The organism is Cupriavidus sp. IDO (genome assembly GCF_000812465.1).
GTDB lineage: Bacteria > Pseudomonadota > Gammaproteobacteria > Burkholderiales > Burkholderiaceae > Cupriavidus.
In genome coordinates this window covers 47,263-61,137 of record NZ_JWMA01000081.1, presented here as the reverse complement: position 1 = coordinate 61,137, position 13,875 = coordinate 47,263, and the positions used below count along the sequence as shown (strand labels likewise).

The following is a 13,875-nucleotide window of genomic DNA, read 5'->3' as shown; positions in this document are numbered from 1 at the left end:
GACCGCTGGTGGGCACCGGCGTGCCCGCCCGTATCCGCAACAGAGAGCCATAAAGTGCAAAACGCTACAGTACCCCGCCCCCAAACCAAAGCCTCGCTCGAACGGCTGTTCAACCCGCGCTCGATCGCGCTGGTCGGCGCGACTGAACGGTCCATCTGGTCGACGGCCGCATACGACAACCTGATGCGCTTCGGCTTTTCAGGCAAGCTTCATTTCATCAACCCAAAGGGTGGCACCTTCTTCGGTGCGCCGGCAGCGACAAGCTGCGCCGCCACCGGCGAGGAAATCGACGCCGCGCTGCTGATGGTGCCGGAATCGAAGATGGCCGAGGTCTTCGACGATCTCGAGCAGGCCGGCGTGTGTGGCTCGGTCATCCTGTCGGCCGGCTTTGCTGAGGTGGGCGAATCCGGCGCCGACCGGCAGCGCAGGATGGCGGACGCCGCACGTGCGGCAGGCATCCGCATCCTTGGGCCCAACTGCCTCGGTTTCGCCAATTTCGTGGCGAGCACGCCGATCTGGACCACGCCGCTGCGCCGGCCAATGGCGAATCCCAATGTCGCGCTCGTCTCGCAAAGCGGGTCGGTGGCGAGCCAACTGGAGCAGTTCGCTTACCAGCAGCGCGTTGGCCTGACGCACATGATTTCCACCGGCAACGAGGCGGATATCGACGTGGCCGACGCCATCGAATACCTGGCGCGGCTGCCGGAACCGAAGGCGATCGCGCTGTTCCTGGAATCGGTGCGCAATCCGGCGCGCTTCATCGATGCCGTGAAGGCCGCCGGCGCCGCCGGCAAGCAGGTTGTGGTGCTGAAGGTCGGCAGCAGCGAGGCCGCCGCCCGCGCCGCGCAGGCGCATACCGGCTCGCTGGTGGGCGACGACCGCGTCTTCGACGCGATGTGCCGCCAGGTCGGCATCTCGCGCGTGCATTCGATGGAGGAACTGGTCGTGACGGCGGACCTGTTCGCACGGCTCGGTCCGGTGCGGGGCAAGGGATTGGCGGTGTCGGCGATGTCGGGCGGCCTGTGCGAAATCGTGACGGACCAGGCGGAAGCCGGCGGCATCCCGATTCCCCAACTCGCGGAGCAAACCACCGGTGCGCTGCGCGAGACGCTGCCCGCGCTCGCGACACCCGCGAACCCGCTCGACCTGACGGGCGCCGCCATGCTCCAGCCCGAACTGATTTCGCGCACGCTGGCGACGCTGGCCGGTGACGCGTCGGTCGGCATCCTGGGCTTCATGTTCGAGGCGCCGCTCAAGGAGGACAAGCGCGGTGCAGCGCGGATGTTCATCAAGCATGTCGGCGAGGGCTTCAAGACCACCGGCAAGCCGTGCCTGATGATGAGCAGCACGTTCTCGGCGGTGAATGCCGATGCGCGGGCGCTGACCGAGGAGTGCGGCGTCGTGTATTCGGGCGGAGGCGTGCGCCACTGCCTGAGCGCGATCGGGCACCTGCTGCGCCGGGGGGAATGGGAAGCGCGCCAGACCAAGGCGGCCGTCGTCGCGGCGTCGGCGCAGGTTGCCGGCGGCCGTCCCGCCACCGAGCGGCAGGTGCTGGATTATCTGGCCGCCCAGGGGGTGCCGGTCGTGCCGGCGAGCATCGTCGATTCCGCTGACGAGGCCGTGCGCGTGGCTGCCGCCCTCGGCGAGCCGGTCGCGCTCAAGATCCTGTCGCCCGACATCGCGCACAAGACCGAAGTCGGCGGCGTGGTGCTCAACGTGCGCGGCAACGATGCCGTGCGCACGGCATACGACCGGATCATGGCCTCCGTCAGCGCGGCTCGTCCGGAGGCGCGTATCAGCGGCGTGATCGTCTCGCCCATGCGGACCACGGGCGTGGAACTGTTCGTCGGTACGCTGCGCGACCCGCAATGGGGCCCGGCCATCGTCGTCGGTCTCGGCGGCGTCTTTGTCGAGGCGCTCAAGGACACCAGCATGCGCCTGCTGCCCATCAGCGAGCAGGATGCGCTGGCGATGTTCGACGAACTGCGCGGCCGCGCGCTGCTAGACGGCTTCCGTGGCGCCGCCGCCGTGGACCGCCAGGCGCTGGCGCGCGTCGTGGTGGACATCGGCCAGGCGGCCCTCGCCCTCGGCCCGGACCTTGTATCGCTCGAGATCAACCCCTTGCTGGCCGATGGCGTCCGGATCGAAGCGCTGGACGGCCTGACCGAATGGAGCACTGTCAATGAACAAGCCTGAGCACATTCCCGTGATCGTCGGCGTCGGCGAGTTCGTCGACCGGCCCGCCGATCCCGCGCAGTCGCAGGAGCCGCTGGCGCTGATGGCGGAAGCCTTGCGCGCCGCCGAGGCCGACAGTGGCGGCGCGCTGCTGTCCCGCGTCGAATCCATCGAAGTCGTCGGCTTCGTGAGCTGGCGCTATGCCGACCCCGTCACGCAGCTTTGCCAGCGCCTCGGCATCGACCCGGCGCGCAAGGTCAACGCCAGCATTGGCGGCGAGACGCCGACCCGCCTGGTCCACGAAGCCGCCGTGCGCATCGCGCGGGGCGAGCAGGCGGTGGCCGCCATCGTCGGGGGCGAGGCGATGCATGCCCGCGCCCGGGCCCGCAAGGACAAGGTAAAGCTGGACTGGAGCCCGCTGGTCTCGAAGGAAGAGGCGGTGGAGTTCCCCTCCAGCCGGTTCGCGATGAGTCGCGTGGCGAAGCGCCTGCGCGTGATGGACCCGGCGCAGGTCTACCCGCTGTACGAGATGGCAGTGCAGGCGGCATGGGGCCAGTCGCCGCAGCAGGCGCAGGCCGAGTCGGCCCGCCTGTGGGCGCAGTACGCCGGCGTGGCGGCCACGAATCCGTCCGCGTGGATCGGCAAGGCGCCGGACGCGCAGGCCATCGCGGAGGTCAGCGAGCAGAACCGCCTGATCAACTGGCCCTATCCGAAGCTGATGGTGGCCAATCCACAGGTCAACCAGGCGGCGGCGGTCATCGTCACGAGCCTTGCGGCGGCGCGTGCCGCCGGGGTGCCGGAAGACCGCATGGTGCATATCTGGGGCGGCGCGCATGCGTGCGAGCCGGAAGACTATTTGCTGCGCGACGGTTACGCGCACAGCACCGCGCAGGCGGCGGTGCTGCGTCGGGCGACGGAGTTCGTCGGCGGCGATGCGCGCCGCTTCGACAAGCTGGAACTGTATAGCTGCTTCCCGGTCGTGCCGAAGATGGCGCTGCGCACGCTGGGCCTCGATCCCGCCGGACATGTGCCGACGGTGACCGGCGGCCTGACCTTCTTCGGTGGCCCCCTGAACAACTACATGGGCCACGCCATCTGCGCGATGGTGCGCGCGTTGCGCGCGGCGCCGGGCGAGGTCGGCCTGCTGTACGGGCAGGGCGGCTATGTCAACAAGCATCACACGCTGGTTGTCAGCATGCAGCCGCCGGCCGCCCCGCTGGCGCTGGAGTATTCCGTGCAGGACGAGGCGGATCGCACGCGCGGCGAGGTGCCGGCGCTGGTGGAGGACTACCAGGGCCCGGCCACCGTCGAGACCTATACCGTGCAGTACGCGCGGGATGGCAAGCCGCTCAACGGCATCGTGATCGGACGCACGCCTGCCAACCAGCGCGTGATGGCGAAAGTCATGACGGACGATGGCGCCTCGATGGAACTGCTGCTCTCCACCGCGCGCACCGCCGTTGGCAGCATGGGGCACGTGCGGATCGACACCTTCGGCCTGCCCGTCTGGGAAGCCGGCGCCGAACCGCGCGATCGCCGGCAACTGCCGCGCCGGTATTGCAGCGTGACGCGCGAAGGCCACCTGACGATTGTCATGATCAACCGTCCCGAGTCCATGAACTGCCTGCACCCGGCCGCCAACGCGGAACTGGCCGAGGTGTTCGACGCGTTCGATCGCGACCCGTCGCAATGGGTGGCGATCATCACCGGCGCGGGCGACCGTGCCTTCTGCGCCGGCAACGATCTCAAGTTCACCGCTACCGCGATGGCGCGCGGCGAAAGCATCGAGCCGCCCCTGACCGGCTTTGCCGGCCTGACTGCCCGCTTCGGCCGCACCAAGCCGGTGATCGCGGCAGTGAACGGCGTGGCGATGGGCGGCGGCTTCGAGATCGCGCTGGCGTGCGACCTGATCGTCGCCGCCGACAATGCGGTGTTCGCCCTGCCGGAACCGAAGGTCGGCCTTGCCGCGCTGGCGGGCGGGCTGCTCCGGCTGCCGCAGCAGATTCCGCTGAAGCAGGCGATGGGGATGATCCTGACCGGCCGGCGCGTGGGCGCGCAGGAGGGGCTGTCGCTCGGCTTCGTCAACCAGGTCACCTCGCCGGGCGGCTTGATGGAGGCGGCCCGGCGCCTTGCGGCAGAGATCATGGCCTGCAGCCCGATGTCGATACGCGCGTCCGTGGAGATCGTCAACAAAGGCCTGGCGGAGCCGACGATGGCGGATGCCTACATCCGGCAGAACCGCTATCCGGCGGTGGCCGGCCTGTTCCGGTCGGACGACGTGCGCGAGGGTCCGCTGGCGTTTGCGCAGAAGCGCGCGCCGCAGTGGAAGGGCGAGTAGGCCCGGACAGCAGCACAGAGAAACAATACGAGGCACGGAACATGAGTGGAGATCATTGCGTAGTCGTCGGCGGCGGTCACGCCGCGGCGCAGATGGTGGCGAGCCTGCGACAGGAAGGCTGGAGCGGCGCGATCACGCTCGTCAGCGATGAGCCGATCCTGCCTTACCACCGGCCGCCCCTGTCGAAGGGCTTCCTGTGCGGCGACAAGTCCCGCGACGAGTTGCTGATCCGGTCGGAGGCGTTCTATGTGCAGAACCGGGTCGAGACCGTCCTGGGGGTGCGGGTCGCCTCGCTGGATCGCGGGCGCAAGCGCGTGGAATTGGATGACGGCACGAGCCTGTCCTGGGACAAGCTCGTGCTGGCGACCGGCGCGCGCGCCCGCAAGCTGGACGTGCCGGGGGCGTCCTTGCCCGGCGTGTACTGCCTGCGGACCGTCGGGGATGTGGGCGGTATCCGGCAGTCCATCGGCGCGGGCAAGCGCGTCGTGATGATCGGCGGCGGCTATATCGGCCTGGAGGCGGCGGCGTCGCTGCGCACCGCGGGCATGCAGGTAACGGTGCTGGAGGCCATGCCACGCCTGCTGCAGCGGGTGACGGCGCCGGAGGTGTCGGCTTTCTATGCCCGCGTGCATGCGGAAGAGGGCGTCGAAATCGTCACGCAGGCCGTGGTGGTCGGCATCGAGGGGGACAAGGCCGTGCAGGCCGTGCGTCTTCGCGATGGACGCACGATTCCCGCCGACGCGGTCATCATTGGCGTCGGCGTGGTGCCGGCCACGGAACTGGCCGAGGCGGCCGGATTGCGGGTCGACGACGGGATCCTCGTCGATGAATTCGGGACCACCAGTGATCCCGACATCTTCGCCGTAGGCGATTGCAGCAACCACCACAACCCCATCTATGGCCGCCGGCTGCGGCTGGAATCCGTCCAGAACGCCACGGACCAGGCGCGCACCGCCGCCCTGGCCCTGTGCGGCAAAGGCTTGCCCTATCGCGCGTTGCCGTGGTTCTGGTCCGATCAGTACGAACTCAAGCTTCAGATCGCGGGTCTGTGCACGGGCTACGACCAGGTCGTGCTGCGCGGCAGCGCCAGCGAAGGCCGGAGCTTCTCCGCCTTCTATTTCCGGGAAGGCAGGCTGATCGCGGCCGACTGCATCAACCGCGCGAAGGAATTCATGGTGACGAAGCGCTTCCTGGCGGAAGGCCGCTCGGCCGACATGGCGCGCATTGCCGACGAATCGATCGACATCAAGGACTGCTTCTGAGGCCACCACGGCAGCGAGAACAGAAGAAACAGGACCGAAACAGGATATTTCATGCCCTCGATTACTTTCATTGCCCACGACAGCACGGCCACGCAGGTGGCGGCCAAGCCGGGCCTGAGCCTGATGCAGGAGGCCGTCAATCACGGGGTCACGGGCATCATTGGCGAGTGCGGCGGAACCGGCGCCTGCGCCACCTGCCATTGCTACATTGACGACGCGTGGATCGACAAGGTGGGACCGGCCAGTTCCATGGAGAAGGACATGCTCGAATGCGTGGTGGACCCCGCGCCGAACAGCCGGCTCGGCTGCCAGGTCAAGGTGACGGAGGCGCTCGACGGGCTGGTGGTCCGCCTGCCGGTCTCGCAGTACTGAACCAGCCAGTGCGACGGCGGCAGCGCGCCTGCCGTCGCACCTCAGGGCGCTCAAGGGCGTCTCACACACCCATGTAGTGGCGCCAGGCCCGATGGAACACCTGGTTGCCCACTTCGTTGAGGCCAAGGAGCACCGGGCTGCCGAAAGGATGGCCCGCCGAGGACTGGATGCTGTTGCCCACCGGTACATCCTCGTTGACGATCGCGGCTTCGGCAATCCTCCAGTTCTTCGCCATGATCGCCTCGCCCCGCTCGTCGTGCTCGCGGGTGCGGGTCAGGATGCGTAGCTGGACGCGGCACCGGCCCGGGTCCTTCGTGTCCTGATAGAGCGTCCAGTGCTCGATGTGGTGCGGATGGAGCACGAAGGTCGTGTTGGGCGACACCAGGTTGCCGAAGACCGCGTAATCGTCCAGCGGCTTGCTGCCGGGCGGCTGGTCAAGGATGGTGTCGATCGTGCGGCGCGGGGTGCCCGTGACGTGGTGATGCCCGAAGTCGTCGATCACCATCATGTTGAGGTAGAAGTACGGCTTGATCGTGTCGCCGTGCACGAACGACACATGGTAGCCGTCGAGCACGCCCTCCAGCATCACTTTCCAGTTCTGTGGAAATTCCAGCTCGTGCGTGCGGTAGCAGAAGAACTGCTCCAGGTGGTAGTCGGCGAGCAGCCGGTCCATGCCGGGACCGAGATGCGCGGCAATGTCGATGCTGCCGGCTGGGTCTTCCACGATCCAGATGAAGCCGTGGCGCTCCTCCACCGGAAGCCTGACGAGATCACGCGGCGCATCGAGCTGGCCGAAGGTCTCGCGAAAGGAGATCGCCTTCAGCTTCCCGTCGGGGGTATAACTCCAGCCGTGATACGGGCAACTGAACAGGCGGCGCTTGCCGCTCTCCTGCGTGACGACGGTGGCACCACGGTGCCGGCAGGCGTTGACGAAGGCCATCACGCTGCCATCCGGCTGTCGCGTCACGAGCACGTTGGTCTGGTTCAGCCGCACCGTCACGAAGTCGCCGGCCTCCGGTAGCTGCGAACTCAGCAGGGTCATCATCGGGAGGCGGTGGAAGATGCGCTCGCGTTCCTGTCGGGCAATATCCGGATCGGCATACATGGAAAGGTCGTACTCCATCATGCCCGCCGCTTGGTCGGTGGTGCCCGCGCGCACGTGGGCGAAAAGCCGCTCGGTGAACCACTGGTTCCGTTCGGGACTGAAATACATGCTTGGCTCCTCGGGTGTGGGGATGGCGCCGTGGATGAGGAACCCGGGCATCGCTCCGATGGCCGGGGCGCGGGGCGCCTGGTGTTGCGGGAGAGGACGAAGGCGCGGCTGCGCCTTCGGGTATTGCAGGAAAAAGCCGGAGCCGTCGCTCAGTACGACGTCCACCCGGCATCGGCCACGACAACCGCGCCGTTGAGCAGGCTGGCCTCGTCGGACGCGAGGAAGCAGGCGATGTTCGAGATCTCCTCCGGCTCGCCGATGCGGACAAGGTTCTTCATGCCTGAGTTGGCGCGCCGCGCACCGTCGCGGTTCATGCTGCCGGCCTGCTCCATCGCCGCCTGGACCATGGGCGTTTCCACGGGGCCGGGGCAGATCACGTTGCAGCGCAGGCCGGTGGGGGCGTAGTTGAAGGCCGTGTGCTTGGTCATCGCGACAAGCGCATGCTTGGAGGCGGTGTACGCCACGCCGGAGCGGCCGTACTCGGTGCCGCCAATGGAGGCGATGTTGATGATGTTGCCGCGGCGTTCGATCAGGTGCGGGACGGCGAACTTGCAGGCGAGGAACGCCGCGTCGAGGTTGAGGGCGAAGACGTCGTGCCAGAGTTCCTCTTTCATGTCGGCGACGGCAGAAAAATCGTCGTTGATGCCGGCGTTGTTCACCAGCACGTCGAGCCTGCCGAAGCGTTCCACGGCGACCGCCACCATCCGGCGGATGTCGTCCTTGTCTCGCATGTCGCCCCGGAAGGGCACCACGCCCCCCGGATAGTCGGCTGCCCTGGCAGCGATCTCCTCGAGCTTGTCGGCGCGCCGGGCCACGGCCAGCACCCGGGCGCCTTCACGCGCGAAGCGCAGCGCCATCGCCTGCCCCAGCCCGGAACTGGCGCCGGTCACGATGGCGACCTTGTCCTTCAGTCTCATGGTCGATTCCCGATACGGTGGAGGTCAGGCGACGGCACGGCTCTCGCCGTGCAGCGTTTCATAGAATTGGGGCAGGTTGTTGCGCGGGACCTTCCCGGTGCTCGTGCGCGGCAGGGGCTTGCTGCTGATGATGATCTCCTTTGGCGTCTTGTATGCGCCCAGCGCGGTCCGGCAGGCCTTCATGATGCTCTGGGGATCCAGTACTTCCTGTCCGTGGACGACGGCCACCACCCGCTCGCCCCAGGTCGCATCGGGCATGCCGAAGGCGACCACCTCTGCGACGCCGTCCAGCCCGCTCATCGCGCGCTCGACCTCGGCGGGATAGACGTTCACGCCGCCCGAGATCACCATGTTCTTCTTGCGGTCCGCGATCTGGAGGCAGCCCGCTTCGTCGAGCTTGCCCAGGTCGCCGGTGCGATACCAGCCATTGTTCCACGCCTCGGCGGTTGCCTCGGGATTGGCCCAGTAGCCGCGGAACATCTGCTCGCCGCGCAGCAGGATTTCGCCCGCTTCGCCGACGGCGCAGGCGCGGCCGTTGGCGTCGACCACGCGATACTCCAGCGTCGGACTGGCCCAGCCGCACGACCAAGGCTTGGCGATCGCGTCGCGCGGATTGGGCACGGCGATCCAGCCGCCGGCCTCGGTGCAGCCGTACGTCTGGCGCACGCAGACGCCCTTGTCGGTGTACTGCTTCAGCAAGGCCTCGGCGACCGGGGCGCCGCCCGTGGTTGCGGTCTTCAGCGAGCCGAGGTTGGCGGCGGCGAAATCCGGCGAGGCGGCCATGCGCTCCCACAGGATAGGCACGCCCGTCAGGCCGGTGATCTTCTCCTGCGAGATGATGGCCAGGGCGCGCTCGGCGTCGAGGGTTTCCTCGATGAAGATGGCGCCGCCGATGATGTAGGCCGGGGTGTAGACGCAAATGAGTCCGCCCGTGAACGCGAACGGCGCGAGCAGCAGCACGCGTTCGTCGTTGGTCCAGCCGAATACCTTGAACACGCTCGACGCGTGCGCCTCGATGGAGCGGTGGGTCAGCATCGCGCCCTTCGGCAGTCCCGTGGAGCCGGACGTGAAGGTGATGACGGCGACATCGTCGGCAGCCGTTTCGACCGGCACCGGAATGCCACCGGCCGCGACGGCCTCGCGCAGTGAAATGGGCGCCGCGTCGCTCTTCATGGGAAAGATGTGGATGTCGCCGCTGTCAGCCACGCGGCCAGCCACCTTCGGATTGATGCGGCCGACGTGCTCGGCAACCGACACGAGGGCGGTGCAGTCGGTCTGGGCGGCGATCTCGCACAACTCGCCGTTGCCGTAGCGCGGGTTCAGCGGCACCAGGATGGCACCGGCCCGCAGCACGGCCACGAACGTGACCACCCATTCCATGCAGTTGTTCAGCAGGCAGCCGACGCGATCGCCCTTGCCGATGCCCGCCTGCTGCAAGGCGGCGGCGACTGCGTTGGCCTGCGTATTGAGGTCGGCCCAGGACAACCGGTGCTCCTTGAAGACCGCCGCGAGCGATTCGCCGCGCATTCGCGCCCAGTAGTCGGCGTAGCGAGCCAGATTCATGTCTCTCCTCCATGTCGTTCCATGACGACGTGTTGTTCGTAGTTCACCCCGTGAGGGTGGCGTGGCTAGAAGACCGTATTGGCCTGACGCAGACGCTCCACCTCGTCCGCGCCGATCCCCAGCAGGTTCCCCAGCACGTCGTCGGTATGTTCCCACTGGGCCGGCGCGGCCGATGGCGCGAACGGCTGGCCCGGCGTCTTGACCGGCGTGCCCGTCAGCGTGAGGGTGCCGATGCCGGGATGTTCCATCTCGTAGGTATTGTGGCGCGCCAGGAAGTGGGGGTCGGAGGCCAGCGTCCGTGGCGAGTTGGCCGGACCGCCGGGGATGTCGTGTTCCAGGAAGCACTGCATCCAGTCGTCGAAGTCCCGCGTGAGAAAGATCTTCGCGAGTTCGCCGTGGATCTCCTCGTCGACGTCGGCGGGATCCTTGCCTGACTCGTAGCGGGCCTGCAGGTCGTGCCGGTCGACCAGCGCGCAGAAGCGTTGCCAGAACTTCTCGTACATCCCCTGGAAGAAGAGCTTCTGGCCGTCGCGCGTCTCGTAGGCGCACAGGCGCGACCACAGCGCCATGCGACCGGCGCTGTTGTAGAAGCCAGGGCGTTCATGCAGCACGCCCTCATTGAGCACCGTGTTGACGCCTTCCGGCAGCCAGTGGGCCGCCGACTCGGCACCCGTGACCTCGATCAGCGCGCCATGGCCGGTACGCTTGGCCCGCAACACGGCGGCCAGCGTTCCAAGCGCGGCGTTGAGGCCCATCGCATGCATGCCGACGGGCGCGAAGTTGGAAGTTTCGCGTTCTGCTGCCGTCAGCGAATGCGGGTTGGTGGAGGACAGGGCGCCAAAGGCATCGAAGGACGGCCCGTGCGAGCCGAGCGTGTGGTAGGGACCGTCGCGGCCCAGCCCGGACAGTGAACAAAACACGAGGTGCGGCGCAACGGCGCGCAGGTCCTCGTAGCCCAACCCCAGCCGGTCCAGGACGCCGGCCCGCATGCCTTCGATCACGACATCCGACTTCGCCGCCAGCTTGCGGAACAGTTCCGCGCCGCCCGGGCTCTTGAGGCTCAGGCCGACGCTCTTTTTGCCACGATTCCAGCGCAGGTGCAGGAAGCTGACGCCGTCGGGCGAGCCGATCGCCGGCGAACTGCTGTGGCGCACGGGGTCGCCATCGACCCCTTCGATCTTGATGACCTCGGCGCCCATGTCGGCCAGATAGCCGCCAAGGCTCGAAGGGCCCAGGTGCGCGACTTCGAGCACGCGGACGCCGTTGAGAAAGTCATATCCTGACATGAAGACTCCGTCTTGCCGTGATGTGGTGAAGCCCGGTGGGGCGCTCAGAGTTCCTTGCCATCGAGATCGCGGGCAAGCTGGCGGTGCAGGTGCTGGGCCGACAACTCGCTGCGGCCATACCGGAAGGTGCCGGTGGGGCGTGCCGTGGCGTTCTGCTGGATCCATTCCTCCATCGGCCAGTCTTCGGTCGAGGCGGCGTTCTCCAGGATGTCCCAGCTCTTGCGCACGCGGCGCTCGATCTCGGGCGTGAGGATGTTCTTGCGCACGAGGAAGCGGATCTGCACGGTGGCCTTCGCCGGATTCTCGGTGGGCCAGACGGTCCAGAATTCGACGTGCTCCGGCGCCGCGATCATCATCGTGTTCGGATAGATGACCAGGTTGGAGGCGATGTACTTGGTGCCGAGGTTTCTCGCGTCGCCGTTCTTCGCCAGTTCCCGCAGCTTCTTGCGCGAGCTGAAGTGCTGGCCGTGCCGCCCGTAGCTGCGGAACACGCCGACATTCGTCTCGACCAGTTCGGCCACGCCGCCCGGGTGGAGGAATTGCGGATGGAGCACATCGATGGCGCCGTCCATCAGCAGCTTCCAGTTGATGTCGAGCGTATAGGACTTCTCCATCAGGATCGTCGAATCCTCCAGGTACCACGGCGCGATCTGCGCTTCCACCTCGGGTCCGAGGTAGTCGGCAACAGGGCGTGCCTGGTTGTTCGAGAAGTCGACGAAGATCAGGCCGTGTACTTCCTCGGTCTTGATCCGGTCGAGACCGTGCGTGCTGAAGTTGATCGGGTCGAACGACGTCTGGTAGGGGACAACCCGCAGCCCGCCGCCATTCGCGTCGTACGACCAGCCGTGATAGCGGCAGGTGAACACGCGCCGGTTGCCGGATTCGCCCGTTTCCACGCGGCCGCCTCGGTGGCTGCACATATTGAGGAAGGCCTGCACCGAGCCGTCGTTCTGGCGCGAGAGCAGCAGCGGCGTGCCGAAGACGTCACGGGTGATGAAGTCGCCGGGATTCGGCAGCTCGCTGCGGTGCGCCACCAGCAACGGCAGCGTCTTCATGAGGTCAATCTCGGCCTGGGCGCGCAGCGGACTCACGAAATGCTCGACGGGTACGTGGATGTCGCGGTCGGCCAGGTCCGTGGTCTCGTTCATCAGATGCGAGATCATCGTCTCAGCGACGGCCGCATTGACGCTAATGTCCTGTTTCAGGTTGGACATATTGCTCCTTGGCTGGAAATGTTCGGTAGGTCGGTTCATCTTGCGAAGGAGTGTTCGGAGAATCTGCTTCCGCAAGATGGCACGACGGAAGCGTAGAGGGCCGGGGCAAAGGGGGTCGTCGTCGTAAGAGACGATTTCGGGGGGGGCCGACGGACCACGCGGCGCGATTCGAGAAATGTCGAAAACGACGATTTCTTGCAGTGAGGCGGGTCCATAGAATGCAGACGGGACTGGCGGGCAGGCGACGCAACCGAAACCACAGCAACTTTGCAGCGAGATTCAGGAAGGAGTCAGAGATGAATGACGTGGACAACCCGCTGGGCACGGATGCCATCCGGGTGTTGAGGCCGACGCTGGAGTCGCTCGGTCCGAGCGCGATCGCGGCCATACGCCGCATTCCTCCCCATGACAGGAACGAGGTGGAATCCACCATCGCGCGGCGCCCGGCCGGCATCTTTACCGACCCGTCGCACTACGAGCAGGAGCAACGCGCGATCTTCCGGCGGCTGCCGGTGCCGGTCGGCCTGTCGGTGCAACTGCCTGAGCCGAACATGTTCCTGGCGCTCAACGCCTACGGCCTGCCGATCCTGCTGAGCCGTACCGCCACGGGCGAGGTCAAGGCGTTCTTGAACGTCTGCCAGCACAAGGGCTCCCTGCTGGTGGAGCGCGCCGACGCATTCAAGGCCGGCCGCGTCAGTTGCCCGTACCACGCCTGGACCTTCAGCGCGACCGGCAAGCTCGTCGGCGTGCCGCGCCAGGAAGTGTTCGCCGGCCTGCGCAAGGAAGACCACCCGCTCGCGGAACTCGCGTGCAAGGAAGCAGGTGGCCTGATCTGGGTCGTGCTGGATCGCAACGTAGAGCCGGATTTCAGCCATATCCACGACGACCTCGTGAGCGACTTCGAGGCGCTGAACCTGCCGCGCCTGCACTTATACGGCCACAAGACCTTCGAACTCGATGCGAACTGGAAGCTCGTGCTCGAACCGTTCCTGGAGCCGTATCACATCCAGCGGCTGCACGCCAACTCGGTGGCGGGGATGTTCGCGGACCTGCCGAATGTGGTCGACGTGCTGGGCGAGCATATCCGCCAGGTGTCGGGGAAGGCGGATTTCGAGCCGTCGGTGCTCGACAAGCCGGGCGAGAACATCCACAAGTCCGTGACCTTCGCCTACATGGTGTTCCCCAATACCGTGGTGATTACCAGCCCGCACTACATCAGCGTGAAGATCGTCAAGCCGAACGGCCCGGCGAAATCCACGGTGGAGTATTTCATGCTGACGCGCACGCCGCCGGACAACGACAAGGCAAAGGAACTCTACGCGCGCTCGTTCGAACTGATCCTCGACGTGTTCGGCAACGAGGACTATCACGCGGCCTGTATCTCCCAGCGCGGCATCGAATCGGGGGCAATCCGGGAACTGATCTATGGGGGGATGGAGACCAACATTCCGCTGTTCTACGAGTTCGTCGAGCGCCGCCTCGCGGCGGCGGGCGCGTACGCAATGACCGATCATTCTTCGCGGAGCTAAACGAGC

At 66.8% G+C, this 13,875-nt stretch carries 10 protein-coding genes; 5 read left to right on the top strand and 5 right to left on the bottom strand.

Annotated features, from left to right (window positions below):
- Positions 1-54 precede the first annotated feature (54 nt).
- Genes RM96_RS22900 through RM96_RS22885 form a run of 4 tightly spaced genes read left to right on the top strand, consistent with a single transcriptional unit; the run spans position 55 to position 6,147 of the window.
- Positions 55-2,196 (top strand): acetate--CoA ligase family protein, encoded by a 2,142-nt coding sequence (locus RM96_RS22900; RefSeq protein ID WP_052279681.1) that lies wholly within the window; start codon positions 55-57, stop codon positions 2,194-2,196.
- A complete protein-coding gene (locus RM96_RS22895; protein ID WP_039013911.1) occupies positions 2,183-4,513 on the top strand; it encodes an enoyl-CoA hydratase-related protein in 2,331 nt (776 codons plus the stop codon). Before RM96_RS22900 ends, RM96_RS22895 begins: the two co-directional genes overlap by 14 nt.
- A 41-nt stretch (positions 4,514-4,554) precedes the next feature.
- A complete protein-coding gene (locus RM96_RS22890) occupies positions 4,555-5,775 on the top strand; it encodes an NAD(P)/FAD-dependent oxidoreductase (protein ID WP_039013909.1) in 1,221 nt (406 codons plus the stop codon).
- 51 nt (positions 5,776-5,826) lie between these two features.
- A complete protein-coding gene (locus tag RM96_RS22885) occupies positions 5,827-6,147 on the top strand; it encodes a 2Fe-2S iron-sulfur cluster-binding protein (RefSeq protein ID WP_039013908.1) in 321 nt (106 codons plus the stop codon).
- A gap of 61 nt (positions 6,148-6,208) precedes the next feature.
- On the opposite strand, the gene RM96_RS22880 is transcribed toward RM96_RS22885, so the two are convergent.
- The 5 genes from RM96_RS22880 to RM96_RS22860 form a co-directional block, all read right to left on the bottom strand.
- Positions 6,209-7,360, bottom strand: a complete 1,152-nt coding sequence (locus RM96_RS22880) for an aromatic ring-hydroxylating oxygenase subunit alpha (RefSeq protein ID WP_052279680.1) — start codon at positions 7,358-7,360, stop codon at positions 6,209-6,211.
- A gap of 149 nt (positions 7,361-7,509) precedes the next feature.
- The gene (locus tag RM96_RS22875) at positions 7,510-8,277 is read right to left on the bottom strand and encodes a glucose 1-dehydrogenase (RefSeq protein WP_039013907.1); all 768 of its coding nucleotides are present in this window, start codon (positions 8,275-8,277) and stop codon (positions 7,510-7,512) included.
- Between the two features lie 24 nt (positions 8,278-8,301).
- Entirely contained in the window at positions 8,302-9,840 is a 1,539-nt protein-coding gene (locus RM96_RS22870) for a class I adenylate-forming enzyme family protein (protein WP_039013906.1), read from the bottom strand.
- Positions 9,841-9,905: 65 nt separating this feature from the next.
- The gene (locus RM96_RS22865; protein WP_052279679.1) at positions 9,906-11,126 is read right to left on the bottom strand and encodes a CaiB/BaiF CoA transferase family protein; all 1,221 of its coding nucleotides are present in this window, start codon (positions 11,124-11,126) and stop codon (positions 9,906-9,908) included.
- A gap of 44 nt (positions 11,127-11,170) precedes the next feature.
- A complete protein-coding gene (locus tag RM96_RS22860) occupies positions 11,171-12,340 on the bottom strand; it encodes an aromatic ring-hydroxylating oxygenase subunit alpha (RefSeq protein WP_039013905.1) in 1,170 nt (389 codons plus the stop codon).
- Between the two features lie 296 nt (positions 12,341-12,636).
- Here RM96_RS22860 and RM96_RS22855 point away from each other — a divergent pair, with 296 nt between their 5' ends.
- Complete coding sequence (locus RM96_RS22855; protein WP_052279678.1) at positions 12,637-13,869, top strand: aromatic ring-hydroxylating oxygenase subunit alpha; 1,233 nt, start codon at positions 12,637-12,639, stop codon at positions 13,867-13,869.
- Positions 13,870-13,875: the final 6 nt, after the last annotated feature.